Genomic DNA, 19042 nt, shown 5'->3' with positions numbered 1-19042 from the left:
GGCTCACTGTGGCCACTCAAATGCGGCCAAGACCGGGTAATGGTCGGACGGCAAGATACCCCCGGAGCGCGCGTCCAGCGTGGAAAAACGGGTGGGTGTCAGCCCACGGAACAAGATCCAGTCGATGCGTCGCGTGGGCTGGGTGGTGAAATTCTGAAAGGTCTTTTCCGGGCCCTGCGGCTTTGCCACATGCGCGCGCGCATCGCCGAGCACGGCAGTCAGCGTGCGGTAGGTGCCTTGATCGGGATCGCTATTGAAATCGCCGGTGACGACTACCGGAATATCGGCAGGCAGCGTTGCGATGCGCGAGAGAATCACGCGAGCGACGTGCTCGCGTGCGGCTTCATCCTGATCGCGATGCGGGAGGTGGGTATTGAGCAGATAGAAACGGCGCTTGTCGTTGCGGCGCTCGAACAAGGCCCAGGTGACCATTCGCGGCAGGTCGGTGTTCCAACTGCTGCTGCCGGGAATCTCGGGTATTTCGGATAACCAGAAGTCGCCTGATTCGATCACGCTCAGTGCGTTGCTGTCGTAAAACACACCCATATGTTCATCGCTGCCATCGGCGCGTCGTCCCTTGCCGAACCAGCGATAGGCAGGCAGGTGCGAGGCCAGATACTGCGCCTGCTCCTGCACCAGTTCCTGGGTGCCGAACACATCGGGATGGGCCTGTTTGATCAATGCAACCATCGAGGTCCGCCGCACCGTCCAGCGTTTGTCGCCATCGCTGTCCATTGGCACGCGCACATTGAACGACATCACCCGCAACGGTGCCGGCGCGGACGCGGCAAAGGCCGGCAGCGTGATGCATAGCGCGAGGATGGCGGCGAAAAACAACGCGACGCAACGCGTAGCGATGAGCGTGGCATGTAGTGGATCCTCCAGAAGACAGGCAGCAAGTCTAGCCAGCAAGCATGACCGCTGTGTCAGTGCATTGCGCAGGTGCTTGACGTCGCCGCGCATCGGCGTAGCATTTGCACCATGCTGGCGGAGAGACCGCCAGCTGACCACGCAACCGTGAGGGATTCTCATGGCAACACCGTACGACTATCTCGTCTTTATCGGGCGTTTCGAGCCCTTTCATAACGGCCACGCCGCCGTCGCCCGCCACGCGCTGGGCAAGGCGAAGAAGCTCATCATGCTGATCGGCTCGGCCGACACGCCCCGCACCATTCGCAATCCGTGGACCGTCGCCGAGCGCGCGGTGATGATCGAATCTGCGCTGCCGGACGAAACTGCGCGGCTGATCGTGCGCCCGTTACGCGACCATCTCTACAACGAAAGCCTGTGGATCGCCGAAGTGCAGCGTCAGGTTGCCGAGGCAGTGCAAGCCGATGGTGGCACGCTGGATGCGAACATCGGCCTGATCGGCATGGACAAAGATGCCAGCAGCTACTACTTGCGTGAGTTTCCGCAGTGGCCGCTGGAAGATGTGCAACACACTGCCACGCTGTCTGCCACCGAATTGCGCCGCTACCTGTTCGAAGCCGGCGATATCGGGTTCCACGGCGGCTTGTTGATGTTGCGCGGCAATGTGCCGGCCCCGGTGTACGACATGCTGGAAGCGTTCCGGCGTAATTCGCCCAGCTACGCGCAGCTGGTGGCCGAATACCGTTTCATCGAGCAATACCGCGCGGCGTGGAAAGACGCGCCGTATCCGCCGACGTTCGTCACTACCGACGCGGTCGTGGTGCACTCGGGCCATGTGCTGTTGGTGCGGCGTCGCGCCGAGCCGGGCAAGGGACTGTGGGCATTGCCGGGCGGTTTTGTCGGCCAGGACGAAGGCCTGCTGGATTGCTGCTTGCGCGAGCTGCGCGAAGAAACCCGGCTCAAGTTGCCGGTGCCGGTGCTCAAGGGCTCGTTGCGCGGCCGGCAGGTGTTCGACCACCCCGAGCGCAGCCAGCGCGGACGCACCATTACCCATGCGTTCCACTTCGAGTTTCCAGCCGGCGAATTGCCTGCGGTACGCGGTGGCGACGATGCCGATAAAGCACGCTGGATTCCGATTGCCGAAGTCATGGCGATGGGTCCGCGCCTGTACGAAGACCACCTGCATATTCTTGAATTCTTCCTGGGCCGTGGCTGAGAGCGCAAACGGCCGCATGCTGCCAGCGAGACAACAGGGCCGCACGCGCTGTGACTGCTTGAACCGTGACCTCCCGCCGGCGGACAGACCGCTGGTTCATTCGACGCGAAGGGGCTTCCGTCATGCATTACCTCGATAACCTGCTGCTCAATACCGATAGCTACAAGGCCAGCCACTGGCTGCAGTATCCGCCCGGCACCGATGCCTCGTTCTTCTACGTCGAATCGCGCGGTGGCCTGTACGAGCAGACCGTCTTCTTCGGCCTGCAATCGATCCTGAAAGAAGCGATCAACCGGCCGGTGACGCACGCCGACATCGACGATGCGAAGGAATTGCTGGCCGCGCACGGCGAGCCGTTCAACGAAGCCGGCTGGCGCGATATCGTCGACCGGCTCGGCGGGCAGTTGCCGATCCGCATCCGCGCGGTGCCTGAAGGCGCGGTGGTGCCAACCCATAACGTGCTGATGACGATCGAATCCACCGACCCCAAGGCGTTCTGGGTGCCGTCGTATCTGGAGACCTTGTTGTTGCGCGTGTGGTACCCAGTGACGGTGGCCACGGTGAGCTGGCAGGTGAAGCAGATCGTGCGCGACTATCTGGAGCGCACCAGCGACGATGCGGATGGTCAGCTGCCTTTCAAGCTGCACGACTTCGGCGCGCGGGGTGTGTCCAGTCTTGGCTCGGCTGCCTTGGGCGGTGCCGCGCATCTGGTGAATTTTCTCGGCACCGATACCTTGTCGGCGTTGCTGCTGGCGCGTGCGCATTACCACACGCCAGTGGCGGGGTATTCGATTCCCGCTGCCGAGCACAGCACCATCACCAGCTGGGGCCGCGAGCGCGAGGTGGATGCGTATCGCAACATGCTGACGCAATTCGCGCGCCCGGGTTCGCTCGTGGCGGTGGTGTCGGACAGCTACGACATTTATCGCGCCATTCGCGAACACTGGGGCACCACTTTGCGCGAGGACGTCATCGCCTCCGGTGCAACGGTGGTGATTCGTCCGGACTCCGGCGACCCGGTGGATGTGGTCGAACACTGTTTGGTGCTGCTGGACGAGGCGTTCGGCCATCAAGTCAATGGCAAGGGCTACAAGGTGCTCAACCACGTGCGGGTGATCCAGGGCGATGGCATCAACCCCACCTCGCTGCGCGCGATCCTGGAACGCATCACCGCCGCCGGCTATGCCGCCGACAATGTCGCTTTCGGCATGGGCGGTGCCTTGCTGCAGAAGGTGGACCGCGACACGCAGAAGTTTGCGTTGAAGTGCTCGGCGGTACGCGTGGACGGGCAGTGGATCGATGTCTACAAGGACCCGATCACCGACCAGGGCAAGCAGAGCAAGCGCGGTCGCCTGACCTTGCTGCGCAACCGTAACGATGGCAGTTACCGCAGCGCCTTGCTCGATGAGGTGGGCCCGCATGCCGACAGCGAAGATGCGCTGGTGACGGTGTGGGAAAACGGCGTGTCGCAGCAGGAGTGGACGCTGGAGCAGGTGCGCGTGCGTGCCAATGCCGCACGTCGCTGATGCGCGGCGTGCAGGGTTCGCCATGCACGCGTCCATCGACGACATCTCCGTGTTGCCTGTTTCACCGCTGTTGGCGCGTCTGCGCGCCGCAGCGCCCAGCCTGCAGCGGCGCGTGCCGCTGCAGGCCGACGCCAGCCGCTGGCATGCACTGCGCATCGGCGCGCGCACCTATCTTGCGGCGTTGCCGATCACCTTCACCCCGTATGCCTCGGTGCGGCCATGTGCGGTGCGTTGCGGATTCTGTTCGGAAAACCTGCGGCAGCATGGCAGCATGGCGGCGGTCGTGCGGCAGCGACGTTGCGACCTGGGCCTGCGTATGTCCAGCAGGTGAGCGCTGTCTTGCAGCTGCTGCGCGATGTGCCGCTGTCGTATTCGTTGTCCGGTCTGGAAATGACCGACGATGCGGCCTGGTTGCAGACCCTGCTGCAGACCCCGGCAACCACACCGAACGGTCCGCGTGTCGAGCAGCGTGTGCTGTACAGCAATGGTGCCGGGTTGGCGTGCGCACGGTCCGCAGTTGATGGATGCGCTGGTTGCCTTCGGGCTGTCTTGGATCGAGCTGTCGCGTCATCATCCGTTGCAGGAGCGCAACGATGCGATCATGCTTTTTCGCCCCGACGCGCCGATCGCCGATGTGCCGGCCTTCGTGCAGACGGCACGGCGACTGGCAGCACGGCTGCCGCTGCGATGGGTCTGCCTCGTGCAGCGCGGTGGCGTGGACAACGCCGACGCCATTGCGCAGTACATCGCCTGCGCGCGCAGCTGTGGCGCCAGCCAGGTGATCTTTCGAGAAGTGTCGCGGCTGGACGATGCCTATCGCAGCAACGGCACACTGCGCTACATCGGCGAGCACCGCGTTGGCGTGGACACCTTGCTGGACGAGCGCATGCAGCAGCCCTGGTGGTCGCGCTGGCAACCCGATGGCCTGACCGAAGGTGATTACTTCTGGAATGTGCGGCTGCGCGACGACGCCGGCCTGCAGGTGGTTTTCGAAAGCGCCGCCGACGCCGCAATGCACACGCGCCACGCCAGCGGCGATCTCTACAAGCTGGTGTTTTTTGCCATGCCCGTCTGTGTGCGGGCTGGGATGCGGCTGCCGATGTGTTGTGGGAACCCACCGATGGATGAGTTCGATCAGCGCAGTTGGTGGACGCCGACGCTGGACGATGCCGCCTGGGTGCTGCCTGCCGATCTGCGCGCGGCCGACCCGCTGAACGGGCGCGACTGTGGGTGGTTCAATCAGATGCGCCCGTTCGTGCGCCATTTCAGCCGGCCGGGCGAGCAGGTGTTCGACCCGTTCTGTGGCTTCGGCAGCACCTTGCCGGCAGCGGCGCTGGAAGGCCGCAACGCGCATGGCATGGAGATCGATCCGGCACGCGCGCAGTTGGCACGCGCGCGCCTGCAGCAGCATGCGGCGGTAGCGCCAGTGGTGGTCGGCAGCCTGGCCGATACGGCGCCCGTTGCGCCGCTCGACCTGTACCTGACCAACGTGCCGTATTTCGGCTGGCACTGGCGGGGCGACGTGTTGCTCGGCCAGCTCTACGCCAGTGGCGATTACGCCAGCTATCTGACCGGCATGCGTGCGGTGTTCCATGCGCTGCGCAAGCGAATGCGTCCTGATGGCGTGGGCGTGGCGATGGTGCAGAACGCGGTGGTCGGCGGGCGCGTGATTCCGCAGGCGTGGGACGTGGGCCGCATCCTGGCCAGTCTTTTTTACCCTGCGCGAGCAGCGGGTGCTGTGCTACCAGCGCCCTGCAGCAGGGTTGGCGCACGCAAGCGCCGAGAGCAATCGCAGTCACGAATATGCGCCGATCTTCCAGAACAGTCGTGCCCGGCCGGATCTGGAGCAGGCCGCGCAGTTGCTGCAGGCATGACAGGTGCAGGGCGTGCCGGTAGTGGCACATGGAAGTTACGCACATTGGCTTGAGTCGCCGACGCTGGTGCCGGAGGGGCCGGACCTGATGCTGCGCGCCGAACAAGCGCTGTGGGACCGCCTGACCCACTGGCTGCAGCAGGGCTCTGCGTTGAGCCTGTGGGGCGAGCCCTGTCGTGCCGCGGTGGCGCTGGCGGTGGTGCGTAAGCACCACTATCTGCGCGCCGAGCGCATCGGCGCCGATGGCCGCCGTCTGCAGGTGGACCTGCAATTGCCAGCGGATGAACCGCCGTTGCCATGACCCGGCAACGCGACGCTGCGCGCACATGGGTTGCCGCTATGCTCTGTGCCGGTTTTGGATGCCGGAATCTCCCTATGTCTTGTTCTTCCCTGATCGCGCGCGGCGCACTGCTTGGCGCGCTGGCAACTCTGGCTGGCTGCGGTGGCAGCAAGGGCGACACGATGTTGATGCGCGAGTCGTTCAATTCCGATGACACCTATTCGCGCAGCGTGGCGGCCAGTTCGCCGCAAGCCTGCGAGGCGGCGCGGCGTGTGCTGTTGAGTCAGGGCTACGCCGTGACGCGCGCAGATGCCGTCGCGGTGGAAGGCAGCAAGAACTTCCAGCTCGAGGAGGTCGACCAGAGCGAGCAACTCAATCTGCGCATTTCCTGCGCCACCCAGGACGGCGGCAAGGCGCAGGTCTTCGTGAGCGCGCTGCAGGACCGTTACGCGCTGAAGAAGAGTTCTACCACGGCCAGCGTGGGCGTTGGCGTGCTGGGCTCGTTGTCGTTGCCGGTCGGTAGCAGTGGCGATTCGCTTGTGCGCGTGTCCAGCACCACGGTGCAGGATGCGGCGTTCTACAAGCGCTTCTTCGAACGTTTGAACGCGTATCTGCCCAAGGTCACCGAAGCGGTGCCTGCTACCGCAAGTGCAGCGCCCGCGCCCGCACATGCGGCCGCACCAGCAGCTGCAGCCACGCCTGCAGCGAACACTCAAACGCCCGCGTCACCTGCGCCCGCCGCAGCGAACCCCGCGACGGTTGCGCATCCGCCGGTTGCGCCATTGCCTGTCCAAGCGCAGGACCCACCGCCAGCACCGGCGAAGGTGCCGCAAACCGAGCCCGCCACGCAGCCGTGATGGTGTTTTCACGCTCTGCTCCAAAGCCTGAATAGCCAGGTGCGCGCTTCACGTTGTGTTCTCGACTGTGTGGCCAGAGTGCGCCCATGACTCGCCGAGCGGGCGAGAAACGTGGAGAACAACGATGAAAATGCGCACCTCGCTGCTGGGTATGTCACTGATTGGCCTGATGGCAACGAGCACCTTCGCCCAGGCTCAAAGCTATTCGCATCAGCATCGCTATACGGAAGCAGACGAAGGCCGCAGGTTCAACGATGGAACCCGCGTTCGCTGCCGTAACGTCGAAGTGCAGAAAAACGCGACTGACCCGAACCGCATCGGCGGTACGTTGGCCGGCGCTGCAATTGGTGGCTTGCTAGGTAACCAGGTCGGCGGCGGCAATGGCAAGAAGCTGGCGACGGTGGCGGGTGCAGTGGCGGGCGCCGCCGCCGGCCGCACCATCCAGGGTAATCGCCAGCAGGCCAATGGCAATCGTCGGGTCGAGCGCGTCTGCGAACGTCGCTGAGCCTGGCGAAGTGATTGGTCTGAACTGAGTTGCGAGCCCCGGCCATGCCGGGGCTTTCTACGTCTGAGGATGCGGCGCCGTGCCGACGAGTGATTGCGCATGTCATCGATGAGTTCTGCCCACGCGCAAGGCGGCGCATTGTTGCTGCGATCAATCTCTGCTCTGAGGTCGATGTGGTGTGCGGGCAGGCGCAGATGTGCTGCGGTGGTATGTGTCAGCGCCTTTCTCGCGGTGCAGCTGCTGCAGGTAGCGGGTGCTGCGCCGAGCGAGACCGCAAACGCGGCGAGCGCAGAGTGTGTGGAAGCACTGCTGCGCCGGTTGGGCTGGACCATTCATCGCGCCGCGGTGAGCGCGCCGGTACTACAGCGGGGCGAGCCGTGCACGCGTGGCACGCTTGCACAGGCGCAGGCCGCCGGCGATCTGCAGCTGACGCTTCCGGCCGACTGGAACACAGACCAGCGCGGCGCAGCGCTCACCGCCGTGCTGGACGATGCGGCCACGCACTGCGCCTACGCGTTCGAACTCGGTGCAGCGACCCGCCGCGCGGTAACGCAGTTGCAGAACAACTCGCACTACCGGTTCTCGGCGGTGCAACTGGGCTGGATCGGATTTGGCTGGCGTGGTGCAGCGGCCCAGGGCTGGCGTGGTTTTCGCAGTTTCGGTCGCGGGTATCAGCCGCGCAGCAGCAATGCGCAGGCATTGGATGCGTTCTACCGCGGGCAGGTGCGCTCCGAATGCGGCGTGGGCCGGCAAGTAGCGCAGCTCGCCACACAGCGTGAGCTGTTCGGCGATGCCGGGTTCAATGAAGCGTTTACGCCTGGCGAACTCTCGATCGGCACATTTCTGACCTTGCACGACACCGACAGCATTCTGCTCGGTGCGCATGCCGGCGAATTTTTCGCCGACGGCAAGGCGGTGCAGACCTCGCAACTCGGGCGGCAAGCGTTCGTCGGCGCGCCGGGGTTCATTGCGCACGTATTCGACAAGTCCTATCTGGATGACATCCACAATCAGGCGGAAAATTTCGTGGTAGTGGACGTCAGCGACGCAGCCGCGCAAGCGCTGGCGCAGCACGGTGGCTTTGCGTATTACGACGCGCGCAACCGGCAGATCTGGGAGCTGGCCAAACAGCTGCGCGGGCCGGGCAAGCGCCGCTTCGAGAGGTTGCTTTACGAGCGCGATGCAGCGTTGCGCGCCACGCTCGACCCGCAGCAGCAGACCCAGCTGCGGCAACTGCAAACGCTGCTGGACGACCCGTTCTATCAAGGCTTTTCAGTCTATGTGCATCCCAAGGGCACCAAGCCGATCGGCTATCACGTGGCGCGCCTGCTCGACCGTAACCCGCGCACCCCGTATGCCATCGACCTGACCTTGCACAATCTGCGCACCACCTTGTACTGGCGGTGGATCGACTGGCAGCTGCAGCGATGCGGCGCCGCGACCGCAGCGGAACAATCCATTGAGAATTCCGCCACGCCAGCGTACGCCGGGCGTGGCACCCTGCACTGATCAACGCATGAGGAGCGATTATGGAACTGGGTATGGTGGGACTGGGCCGCATGGGCGCCAATATGGCCGAGCGCCTGATCAACGGCGGGCATCGCGTGCATGGCTACGACCCGGGCGCGAACGCGCGCACCAGCGCGCAGGCCAAGGGCATTGTGACGGCCGATGCGCTGGCAGCGCTGGTGTCCGCATTGCCGACCCCGCGCGTGGTGTGGTTGATGGTGCCGGCGGGCAAGATCGTCGATGACACCCTGGCGCAGCTGCTCCCTTTGCTGCAGACCGGCGACATCGTCATTGATGGCGGTAATTCGTATTACAAGGATTCGCAGCGTCGTGCAGCGCTGCTGCAGGCCAGCGGCATTGCCTTCGTCGACTGCGGCACCAGCGGCGGTGTTTGGGGTCTGCAGGAAGGCTACAGTTTGATGGTGGGTGGCGACGAAGCAGCGGTGACTGCGTTGCATCCGATCCTGGCAACGCTTGCGCCAGCGCCGGACAAGGGCTGGGGACGGGTCGGCCCAAGCGGTGCCGGCCACTTCACCAAGATGGTCCATAACGGCATCGAATACGGAATGATGCAGGCCTATGCCGAAGGCTTCGCGCTGATGCAGCACAAGACCGATTTCGCGCTGGACCTGCACCAGGTCGCCGAGATCTGGCGCGACGGCAGCGTGGTGCGTTCGTGGTTGCTGGATCTCACGGCCGATGCGTTGACGCATAACCCGACCATGGCCGGCATCGCGCCGTTCGTGGCAGATTCGGGCGAAGGCCGCTGGACGGTGGCCGAGGCGATCGATCTGGAAGTCTCGGCACCGGTCATCACCTTGTCGCTAATGGAGCGGTTGCGCTCGCGCGACAAGGATTCGTTTACCGACAAACTGCTGGCGGCGATGCGCAATCAGTTCGGTGGCCACGCCGTGATGACCACGACCTCTGCAGTACCGACGATCGGCAGCAAGGACGCGTAAGCGGTTGGATGCCAGGGCGGTGCGTGCCTTGAATGCGGCGCGCACTGTCGGTAGTGCAGAACGTTTGGCATTGCATCCGAATGCACGAGCGCGTTTGCAGTATTGAGCGGGTGAGCCACGTCGCTGGTTTGTTGCGCGGCGATGCATCCAGACAGCGTTGCTGCCAAGCACTGAGCATCATGCTTGATGTCATGAATGCAGGTGGTTACGCGCTAGGCGACCACCATCAAGTACAGCACTCGCGAGGCAGCATGCCTGTTGCACGCACCGAACACGGTTGCTCACGTGCAGATGCAGACAAGAGGCGCCACCCACACGCGCCGCGCTGACCTCGCAGCACTACAGCCGGCGTGCAGCATCCAACCACTGCACCTGCCCGCTTGCAGCGCTGCGTTGCGCAAGTTCCACCAGTTGCATCAGCTGCACCGCGTCGTTGCCGCTGACCGGCCCTGGGCCGGTCAGCGCGTCGCGAAAGGCGGCGTAGCACTGTCGATAGTCGCCCGGCAGGTTATCGGGTTGATGGGTGTGGATACGGCCTTCGTCATCGACGCGGGTGAGCGTGCCCGCTGATGGGTCGACGCCCCAGCCGACCGTGCCGGGGCGACGGCCGGCGCGCAGCTGGTCTTCCTGCGTATCCAGCCCGTGCTTGAGGTAACTGCCGCGCGTGCCGTGGACGGCAAAGCGCAGGCTGCTATCGGCCACGAGCGAGCCCGCATGCAGAATCGCGCGCAGCCGCGGATAGTGCAGGGTGACGTGGAAATAATCGACGCTGCGTGCCTGATCGCGTTGACGCTGCAGGTCCGCGCCGATGCCCTGCGGCACACCGAACAACTGCAGCGCCTGATCGAGCAAATGCGGGCCCAGGTCGTACCAAAGCCCGGCGCCGGGACTCTCGCTCTCGCGCCAACGGTCGCGTATCTGCGGGCGGTAGCGGTCGAAGTGCGAATGGAATTCCATCACGTCGCCGAGCTGGCCTTCTTCGATCAGCCGGCGCACGGTAAGAAAGTCCGCATCCCAACGGCGATTCTGAAACACGCTGATGATGCGTCCCGCTGCATTGGCGGCATCGACCATCTGCTGCGCCTGCGCAACATCCAGTGCAAACGGCTTGTCCACCAGCACATGCTTGCCGGCGGCCAAGGCCTGCAGCGCGAAGGGCGCATGGGTCTGGTTCGGGGTGGCCAAGACCACGGCATCCAGCGCCGGATCGGCCAGCGCACTGTCGAGGTCGGCTACCACGTTGATGCCGGGAAAATCGGCCTGTGGCTGTTGCGGCTTGGACGACACCACGCTGTGCAACTGCAGGCCCGGCGTGCTTGCGATCAGCGGTGCATGAAACGTGCGGCCGACATAGCCGTAGCCGACGACGGCCAGATTGAACGGTTTAGGCATTGAAAACGGTTCATCGCAACGACCAGGGAACCCGCATGGTATTGCACCTGTCCGTGTGCGCAGGGTTCACAACCTCTAAATGCAACGGTCACGCCTGCTCGACGAGCGCCTCCGCAAGCTGCGCCCACGTCCAACAGTGAGGTACCTGTTATGAACAACATGATCAATGCACGCAAGTTGCTGGCTCTGTCGCTGTCGCTCGGTCTGACCCTCGGCGCGTCGCAGGCATTTGCGGCCCCGCAGGAACATGCCGATCACAAGGACCACGCTGCCGGCATGAATGCGTCCAAGAAGCCGGTCACCGACACCTGGATCACCACCAAGGTCAAAGCAGACCTGCTTGCCACCGACAACGTCTCGGGTACCGATGTGAAGGTCGAAACCAAGAACGGCATCGTCACCCTGACCGGTGCCGTCGCCACCCAGGCTGAGCATGACAAGGCCGTGGCCGTTGCCAAGGGCATCGAAGGCGTCAAGAGCGTCAAGTCGACCGGGCTGAAGGTCACCGCTGCGAAGCAGTAAGCGCAGCCGCCACGAATGCCGCATTTGCCGAGGCGAGGCGGCGGACCCGAGCACCAGGCGCACTCCGCGGAGTGCGCCTTTTTTTGTTCCGAGAAGACCGCCCTGCGAGCCGATGGACGGCAGGGTGCTCGCGTCGTTTTCACGTTCACTGCACGTATGCTATGCCCATTCAGCTATGTCATGGTTCAACAGGACTTGTCTGAATCATTAATTTGGCAATGTGCGTGATCGGAGACAATGCCGACGTGTGCTTGGCCCCTGCAGCGAGCGGAAAGCGATCTAGCAATGCAAACAACGGTCCAAGCAGACAAATGGGATCGCTGGCGCCTGCCTCTTTTGGCGGTTGCCGTCTTCCTGATTGTGGTGGTGCCATCGTTGCTGCTGCAGCAGTTGGCACGCAATGCCAACCGGGCTGCGGTGTGGGTCTCGCACAGCCAGCAAGTGCAGGGGACCGCGCAGCGCCTGGAAGCGGCGATGCGCGATACCGAATCGGCGGCGTTGATGCGCGCGCACGGTGTGGAGCGCGAGGCGCTGCATGAGCGCATGCGCCGCGGGCGGAGCGAGTCGCTGGCTGCAGTGCAGCGGTTGATCGTATTGACCAGGGACAACCCCGCGCAGTTGGTGCGCATCGGACGCATCCAAAGCACCATCGAACGGCGTTTGCTGCTGGCCGAGCGGATTGCGGTGACCACTTCGCCGGAGCAGATCCGCTTCCTGATCAACGACATGACCGTGAACAACCCGATCCGTGTGCTGATGGACGACCTGCAAAGCGCCGAAGGCCGTTTGTTGGCGCTGCGCAATGCGCGCGCCGAGACCGAACGCATGCATTACGCGCTGCTGGGCTGGGCGGCGTTGGCGGTGCAGCTGCTGTTGCTCGGCACGGTGACTTGGCTGATGCAACGGCAGATCCGGCGCCGATTGGTGGCCGAGCAGGAATACCTGCGCGCCAACGGCCGCGCCAGCTCGGTGCTGCAGACCGTACGTGAGCCCATCGTGCTGCTGGATGCCGACCAACGCATCGTGTTGCACAACCCCGCCTTCGCCGAGCTGTATGGTCTGGAAGAGCGCGGCAACGAATTGATGGCGCTGGAGGATGTGGGCGAAGGCGTGTGGCGCGATGCCCAGATCCATCAGCGGCTGGCCGACGTGCTGCTGCGTGGCCGTGAACTGTGGGATTACGAACACGAGCAACGCGGCGCCGATGGCGTGCTACGCACCATGTTGATCAACGCGCGCCGCATGCCACTGCCCGATACCACCGACGAAGACGTGGTGCTGATGACGGTGAGCGACATCAGCCTGCAAAAGACCGCGCAGATGCGCATCCAGGAGCTCAACCGGCAGATGGAAGGCAAGGTGGAGCAGGTGTCTGAGGTCAACCGCGAGTTGGAAGCCTTCAGCTATTCGGTCTCGCACGATCTGCGCGCGCCGTTGCGGCATGTGGCCGGATTCTCCGACAAGCTGGCCCGCCATCTGGGCGATGCGGCCGACGAGAAATCGCGCCACTACATGGAAGTGATCAGCAGCTCGGCGCGGCGCATGGCCTCGCTGATCGACGACCTGCTGGTGTATTCGCGCCTGGGCCGCGGCGCGCTGCGCCTGCAGTCGGTGGACATGCAATCGCTGGTGGCCGAAACGCGCGCGATTCTGGATTCCAACGTGCAGAGCGAAAACACCGGCCATCGCGTGGAGTGGCATATCGCGCCGCTACCGGTGCTGGTGGCCGACGAAAACATGATGCGCCAGCTGTGGATGAACCTGCTCGGCAATGCCGTCAAGTACAGCGCCAAGCGCGAGGTGGCCAAGGTCGAGGTCACCTACACGCCGATGGCCGACGGCGGCCATCAGTTCAGCGTGCGCGACAACGGCGCCGGTTTCGATATGGAATACAGCGCCAAATTGTTCGGCGTTTTCCAACGGTTGCACAAGGCCAGCGAATACGCTGGTACCGGCATCGGGCTGGCCAGCGTGCGGCGCGTGTTGACGCGCCACGGCGGCCGGGTCTGGGCCGAAGGCCTCGTCGACGAAGGCGCCACGTTTTATTTCGTGTTGCCCCCTGCGCTTGAAGCGCCCAACCAAGAGTTCACTGTATGACCGCCATCCGTACCATTCTTTTGGCAGAAGACAGCCTGGCCGATGCGGAAATGGCGGTCGACGCCTTGCGCGAGGCCCGTCTGGCCAATCCCATCGTGCACGTCGAAGACGGCGTGGAAGCCATGGACTATCTGTTGCGCCGGGGCATGTTCGCCGACCGCGAGGAAGGCCTGCCGGCCGTGCTGCTGCTGGACATCAAGATGCCGCGCCTGGACGGGCTGGAAGTGCTCAAGCAGGTGCGCAGCGACGAGACACTCAAGCGCCTGCCGGTGGTGATCCTGTCGTCCTCGCGCGAAGAAAGCGATCTGGCCCGCAGTTGGGACCTGGGCGTGAATGCCTACGTGGTCAAGCCGGTGGATGTGGATCAGTTCTTCAACGCGGTCAAGACGCTCGGCACGTTCTGGGCGGTCATCAACCAGGCACCGGAGCTGGACTGAACCATGCCGCATGAGGGGGGCAATCTGGAGCAGTTGAAGATCCTTCTGGTGGAAGATTCACCAGAAGATGCCGAGCTGTTGTCCGATCAGTTGCTGGATGCCGGACTGGATGCGGCATTCGAGCGGGTGGACAGCGAGCCGTCGCTGCGCGCCGCGCTGGATGCGTTTCAGCCGGACATCGTGCTGTCGGATCTGAGCATGCCGGGTTTCTCTGGGCACCAGGCGCTGCGGCTGGTGCGCCAGAATGGTGCCACGCCTTTCATCTTCGTCTCCGGCACCATGGGTGAAGAGACGGCAGTCAAGGCACTGCAGGACGGCGCCAATGACTACATCATCAAACACAATCCGACGCGTTTGCCGAGCGCGGTGATCCGTGCGATCCGCGAGGCGCGCGCCGATCTGGAACGCCAGCGCGTGGAAAGCGAGCTGATGCGCGCGCAGCGTCTGGAAAGCCTGGCAATGCTGGCGGCCGGTCTGAGCCACGACCTGCGCAATATCCTGCAGCCGTTGTTGATCGTGCCCGATCTGCTGGCCGGGCGCACTGACGACCCGCAGCTGCGTCAGCTGGCCAATGTGGTGGCCGAATGCGGCCGGCGCGGGCATGAAATGGCCGAATCGATGTTGTCGTTCGTGCGTGGGTCCAACAAGCCGCGCGAGCAGGTGTCCATCACCAATCTATTCCAGGCCGTGCAGATGCTGCTCAAGAGCAGCCTGCCCGATGGCGTGCGCCTGCAGATGGACGCCATCGCCCCGGATCTCACCATCGAGGCCAACTACACCGAATTGCAGCAATGCCTGCTCAACCTCGGCTTGAACGCGATCCAGGCGATGCCGGAGGGCGGCAGGCTGATCCTGGCCGCCGATCGCTATGATGCCTCGCGCGTGCGCATGAGCGTGGCCGACACCGGCGTGGGCATGAGCGATGAAACCCGCGCGCGCCTGTTCAGCCCGTTCTTCACCACCAAGGCGGATGGCACCGGGTTGGGACTGATTTCGTGCAAGCGCATCATCGAAAGCTATGGCGGCAGCATCGTGGTCGATAGCCGGCTGGACGAAGGCACGCGCTTTGACATGATCGTGCCGATGCGCGCGGTGTCGGCGGTGGTGACGGAAGCCGAACAGCCGCTCCCGCTTGGCCATGGGCAGCGCATTTTGCTGGTGGATGGCGAGGCCACGCGCCTGTCGTTGCTGGGGAATGCACTTTCCAGCCAGGGCTATCAGCCGCAGCTGGCCGGCGATGGTGCCGCGGCGCTGCAGTTGGTGCAGCAGCACGCCATGCCGGACCTGGTGATCATCGACAGCGACATCATCCTGCTCTCGGCAGTGAGCGTGCTGTTGAGCATGCAGGAGCTGGGGTACCAGGGCCCGGCGATCGTGCTGGAAGATGTTGGCGCGCCGCTGCAGCGTTCGCATTTTCCGTCGGATCTGCCGGTGCATGTATTGCGCAAACCCCTGGAAATGCGCCGGGTCTTTCGCGCCGTTTCGCACGCGCTGGAAGTGGCCTGACAGCACGTTTCTGCGCACCCGATGCGGGCTGGATAGATGCGATACGATTGCAACAGTTGACGCCCACGCCGGCCGCATGCGCGAATAACGTATGACTACCGTGCTTCTCAGCCTCGGCAGCAATGTCCAGCCGACCCACTACCTGCGCTTGGCCGTCGCCGCCCTGCGCGCGCGCTTTGGCCAGATCGACGTTTCCCCTGCGTACCGCACGCCGGCGGTGGGCTTCGATGGCCCGGACTTCGTCAACAACGCGGTGGTATTGCAGACCGATCTGGAGCTGGACGCGCTGGATCACTGGTTGCATGCGTTGGAAGATGCGCATGGGCGCGATCGCAGCGGCCCGCGTTTCAGCAACCGCACGCTGGATATGGATGTGGTGTTCTTTGGCGACTGCATCGTCGAAGGCTCCGGGCACCCGCGCATCCCGCGGCCCGAGCTCAAACATGCATTCGTGCTCAAGCCGCTGGCCGATATCGCGCCGGACTTCATCGACCCGCTGAGCGGGCAGACGTTGGCAGCATTGTGGCAGGCGCATCCGCAGTACGGCGGCGCGTTTACGACGGTGGAACTGGATGCCGCTGCGCCGGAGTTGAGCGCGGCGCAGTAGCAGGGGTCTGGCGGCTTGGCTGCGTGTGGCTGGGCGCGCGTGCGGGCAGCGATACGACGTGCGACACCTGTGTGGAAGTGGCACCTAGCGCTGCGGCAGCCGTGCTGACGCGCGCTGTCCAGAGATCGACTCTCCTCGGCGGAAGCACGCGTAGCCGACAAGCACCGCTCAACTCAGCTGGCGCCCACCATCGACATGCAGGGTATGGCCGGTGACGAAGCTGGCGTCGTCCAGCAACCAGCGCACCGCTTCGGCAATTTCTTCCATTGTGCCGATGCGCGCCAGTGGCGTGCGCGCGAGCAGCGCCTGCCTGGCCTCGGAGGGCTTGCCTTCCTCCGGCCACAGGATCGCGCCAGGCGCGACCGCGTTGACGCGTACATCCGGTGCCAGTTCCAGTGCGAGCGAGCGGGTCAGCATTTCCAGCGCGCTCTTGGAGGCACCGTACAGCGGGTGGTTGCGCATCGGTTGCTGCGCGTGCAGATCGGTAAGGTTGACGATGGCGCCGCGGTGCTGACGCAGCTGTACGGCGGCGGCCTGGGCGATGAAGAACGGCGCGCGTGCGTTGACCGCAAACAATTGGTCCCATTGCGCTGCAGTGGCTTCGCCCAACGCGGTGGGGTAGAACGCCGAGGCGTTGTTGACCACGCCATCCAGGCGACCGAACGCGGCGATGCAATCGGTGACCAATTGCGCAGGCGCATCGGGCAGACGTAGATCGGCGTGCAAGGCCAGCGCGCTGCCTGCACGCTGCGCGCACAGCTCGGCCACGCGCGCGTCCAGCGCCTCGCCGGAGCGGTGTGCGTGCACGGCCACGCGGTAGCCGGCGGCGTGCAGCGTGGTGGCGATGTGCGCGCCGATGCGGCGGGCGGCGCCGGTGATCAACACCACCTTGGAACTGTCTGTCATGGCGTACTCGCTCGGCGTTGCGGAGGGCTCGGCTATCCTGTGCATTGTCCCCGCAACCGGTGCCCGCATGCACGCCGACCTTCCCACCCCCGATCCGGACGCGCTGGCGCACAGCGACCGGCTGGCTGCGCACGTGCGCGCCGAAATCCAGGCCGCCGGCGGTGCGATTCCGTTTTCGCGCTTCATGGAGCTGGCGCTGTATGCGCCCGGCCTGGGCTATTACAGCGCTGGCGCGAGCAAGTTCGGCGAGGCCGGCGATTTCGTCACCGCCCCGGAAGTGGGGCCGTTGTTTGCGGCCACCGTCTCCGGCGCGTTAGCGCCAGTGCTGCAGCAGCTTGGGCCGCAGGCGCGGGTGCTGGAAGTGGGCGGCGGCAGCGGTGCGTTCGCTGAGGTCATGCTCAAGCGGCTGCTGGAGCTGGACGCGCTACCCGAACGTTACGCGATCCTGGAACCCAGCGCAGACCTGCGCGAGCGTCAGCGCGAGCGGCTGGGGCGCAGTCTGATTCCGCCGGTGTTCGATCTGGTGGAATGGCTGGATGCGCCGTTCCCGGACGATTGGGACGGTGTGCTGTTCGCCAACGAAGTCATCGATGCGTTGCCCACGCCGCGCTTCGCACTGCGCGATGGCGAGGTGTATGAGGAAACCGTGGTACTGGATGCGCAGCAGCAGTTCGCACGTGGCGAGCAACCGGCCGATGCATTGCTGAGCGCAGCCGTGCGCCACCTTGAACGCTACCTGGAGCAGCCGTTCGCCGATGGCTATCGCTCCGAGTTGCTGCCGCAGTTACCGTACTGGATCCAGGCAGTGGCCGGCGGTTTGAAGCGCGGTGCGATGTTGTTCGTCGACTACGGTTACCCGCGTGGCGAGTTCTATCGTGCGCAGCGCGAGGACGGCACGTTGCGTGCGTTCTATCGGCATCGCATGCATGAAGATCTTTACCGTTGGCCGGGTCTGCAGGATCTAACCGCATCGGTGGACTTCACCGCGTTGGCCGAGGCAGGCACCGGCGCAGGTTTCGAGCTGGCCGGTTACTGCACGCAGGCGAGCTTTTTACTCGGTAACGGGCTGGATACATTGTTGGCGCAAGCCGATACGCGTACTGATGAAGTAGGGCGGATGCGTCTGCGCGAGCAGATCAAGCGGCTGACCCTCCCCAGCGAGATGGGCGAGCGTTTTCAGGTGATGGGCTTCTCGCGCGATGTGGACTTTGCACCCGCGTTCCTGTCCGGTGATCTCACGTGGCGGTTGTGACGTCGGCATTGCGGCCGTTTGATCGGCCGCGGTTGTGGGTGGGCTTGTGGATCACGGCAATGGTTGTGGTGATTGCCGCATGCCTGGGTCTACCGCCGGAGTTTGCGGAGTTGCCGTCCAACAGCGACAAGGTAGAGCACTTCATCACGTGCGCGTTGTTGTGTTGGGGAGCAGTGACACGCCCAGGGTTCGGCAGACACGCAAGAGCCGCGTTGCGCGTAGCGCCGTTCAAACGCGACAGGGGACAGGTCGCCGGTTGAACCGTGACGGCGTTTGGGGTTGTAGAACATCTCGATGCAGTCGAACACCTCCGCGCGCGCGCCGTCCTTGTTGAGATAGACCTGTTGCCTGATCCGCTCGCGTTTGAGCAGGCCCAAGAAGCTCTCCACCGGGGCGTTGTGCCCCAAGGGCAGGCTTCGCGCTCGTGGCAGTTTCCGCGCCGACGCATACTGCACACCAAGCCATGGGCTGCCAGGAAACTGCGCCCGTCGTCGACGTCCCCCCATCCTGAGTAGCAGTCGGGTTTAGAGTCCGGGGGTGATGATCTCGCTATTGGCCAACTGCTGGGCATACGTTGCCGGCGTCATTGCGCCGATTGCTTTCTTTGGGCGGTGTTGGTTGTATTCGCGGCGCCAGCGTTCGATCTCGGTGCGCGCATGCAGCAGCGTTGGGAACCAGTGTTCGTTGAGGCATTCGTCGCGTAGCCGGCCGTTGAAGGATTCGAC

Annotated in this window: 16 protein-coding genes and 4 pseudogenes; 15 read left to right on the top strand and 5 right to left on the bottom strand. The window is 64.3% G+C overall.

All coding sequences use genetic code 11. From position 1 onward, the window contains the following. Positions 1-3: 3 nt before the first annotated feature. Positions 4-963 carry an endonuclease/exonuclease/phosphatase family protein gene (locus tag WJW29_RS16915; protein ID WP_041182274.1) on the bottom strand — a complete coding sequence of 320 codons (960 nt, stop codon included), beginning with the start codon at positions 961-963 and terminating at the stop codon, positions 4-6. Positions 964-1030: 67 nt separating this feature from the next. Between WJW29_RS16915 and WJW29_RS16910 the strand changes: the two genes are divergently transcribed. From WJW29_RS16910 to gnd, 8 genes and pseudogenes are all read left to right on the top strand, one after another. Next, a complete protein-coding gene (locus tag WJW29_RS16910) occupies positions 1031-2086 on the top strand; it encodes a bifunctional nicotinamide-nucleotide adenylyltransferase/Nudix hydroxylase (protein ID WP_011260326.1) in 1056 nt (351 codons plus the stop codon). Between the two features lie 122 nt (positions 2087-2208). After that, the gene (locus tag WJW29_RS16905; protein WP_011409450.1) at positions 2209-3612 is read left to right on the top strand and encodes a nicotinate phosphoribosyltransferase; all 1404 of its coding nucleotides are present in this window, start codon (positions 2209-2211) and stop codon (positions 3610-3612) included. Positions 3613-3634: 22 nt separating this feature from the next. Beyond that, a pseudogene (locus tag WJW29_RS16900) lies at positions 3635-4740 on the top strand (hypothetical protein). Beyond that, positions 4733-5786 (top strand): annotated as a pseudogene (locus WJW29_RS16895) (DNA methyltransferase). Before WJW29_RS16900 ends, WJW29_RS16895 begins: the two co-directional pseudogenes overlap by 8 nt. 74 nt (positions 5787-5860) lie before the next feature. Then, positions 5861-6622, top strand: coding sequence for a DUF2242 domain-containing protein (locus WJW29_RS16890; RefSeq protein ID WP_012444115.1), 762 nt, complete (start codon positions 5861-5863; stop codon positions 6620-6622). Positions 6623-6746: 124 nt separating this feature from the next. Further along, on the top strand, positions 6747-7127 hold the full coding sequence (locus WJW29_RS16885; RefSeq protein WP_011409446.1) for a glycine zipper 2TM domain-containing protein: 381 nt from the start codon (positions 6747-6749) through the stop codon (positions 7125-7127). Positions 7128-7298: 171 nt separating this feature from the next. After that, positions 7299-8636: a hypothetical protein gene (locus WJW29_RS16880; protein ID WP_075239460.1), complete on the top strand. Its 1338-nt coding sequence runs from the start codon at positions 7299-7301 to the stop codon at positions 8634-8636. Positions 8637-8656: 20 nt separating this feature from the next. Beyond that, positions 8657-9598, top strand: coding sequence for a phosphogluconate dehydrogenase (NAD(+)-dependent, decarboxylating) (gnd, locus tag WJW29_RS16875; protein WP_011260319.1), 942 nt, complete (start codon positions 8657-8659; stop codon positions 9596-9598). A gap of 339 nt (positions 9599-9937) precedes the next feature. On the opposite strand, the gene WJW29_RS16870 is transcribed toward gnd, so the two are convergent. Continuing rightward, complete coding sequence (locus WJW29_RS16870; protein WP_011260318.1) at positions 9938-10990, bottom strand: oxidoreductase; 1053 nt, start codon at positions 10988-10990, stop codon at positions 9938-9940. A 150-nt stretch (positions 10991-11140) separates the two neighbouring features. Here WJW29_RS16870 and WJW29_RS16865 point away from each other — a divergent pair, with 150 nt between their 5' ends. The 5 genes from WJW29_RS16865 to folK all read left to right on the top strand — a co-directional run bounded on the left by WJW29_RS16865 (position 11141) and on the right by folK (position 16159). Next, positions 11141-11512 carry a BON domain-containing protein gene (locus tag WJW29_RS16865; RefSeq protein WP_011260317.1) on the top strand — a complete coding sequence of 124 codons (372 nt, stop codon included), beginning with the start codon at positions 11141-11143 and terminating at the stop codon, positions 11510-11512. A gap of 285 nt (positions 11513-11797) precedes the next feature. Then, positions 11798-13609, top strand: a complete 1812-nt coding sequence (locus WJW29_RS16860) for an ATP-binding protein (RefSeq protein WP_011409443.1) — start codon at positions 11798-11800, stop codon at positions 13607-13609. Then, on the top strand, positions 13606-14046 hold the full coding sequence (locus WJW29_RS16855) for a response regulator (protein ID WP_011260315.1): 441 nt from the start codon (positions 13606-13608) through the stop codon (positions 14044-14046). The genes WJW29_RS16860 and WJW29_RS16855 overlap by 4 nt, the downstream gene beginning before the upstream one ends. 3 nt (positions 14047-14049) lie before the next feature. Further along, positions 14050-15552, top strand: a complete 1503-nt coding sequence (locus WJW29_RS16850) for a hybrid sensor histidine kinase/response regulator (RefSeq protein ID WP_011260314.1) — start codon at positions 14050-14052, stop codon at positions 15550-15552. 91 nt (positions 15553-15643) lie between these two features. Continuing rightward, entirely contained in the window at positions 15644-16159 is a 516-nt protein-coding gene (gene folK / locus WJW29_RS16845) for a 2-amino-4-hydroxy-6-hydroxymethyldihydropteridine diphosphokinase (RefSeq protein WP_011260313.1), read from the top strand. A gap of 168 nt (positions 16160-16327) precedes the next feature. On the opposite strand, the gene WJW29_RS16840 is transcribed toward folK, so the two are convergent. Beyond that, positions 16328-17065: a pteridine reductase gene (locus tag WJW29_RS16840; protein ID WP_011260312.1), complete on the bottom strand. Its 738-nt coding sequence runs from the start codon at positions 17063-17065 to the stop codon at positions 16328-16330. Between WJW29_RS16840 and WJW29_RS16835 the strand changes: the two genes are divergently transcribed. Both WJW29_RS16835 and WJW29_RS16830 read left to right on the top strand, forming a co-directional pair. Further along, on the top strand, positions 17064-18317 hold the full coding sequence (locus WJW29_RS16835; protein WP_011409441.1) for a class I SAM-dependent methyltransferase: 1254 nt from the start codon (positions 17064-17066) through the stop codon (positions 18315-18317). The genes WJW29_RS16840 and WJW29_RS16835 overlap by 2 nt on opposite strands. Then, positions 18305-18493 (top strand): annotated as a pseudogene (locus WJW29_RS16830) (VanZ family protein); the annotation flags it as partial. The gene WJW29_RS16835 and the pseudogene WJW29_RS16830, both read left to right, overlap by 13 nt. Before the next feature lie 39 nt (positions 18494-18532). Here WJW29_RS16830 and WJW29_RS16825 read toward each other — a convergent pair. Together WJW29_RS16825 and WJW29_RS16820 are read right to left on the bottom strand one after the other, a co-directional pair. Continuing rightward, positions 18533-18807, bottom strand: a pseudogene (locus WJW29_RS16825) (IS3 family transposase); the annotation flags it as partial. 34 nt (positions 18808-18841) lie between these two features. After that, on the bottom strand, positions 18842-19042 hold a 201-nt coding region (locus WJW29_RS16820; protein WP_143699185.1), incomplete at its 5' end, for an integrase core domain-containing protein.

Source organism: Xanthomonas sp. JL1 (genome assembly GCF_038405005.1).
This window is presented reverse-complemented; position numbering and strand designations above follow the sequence as displayed.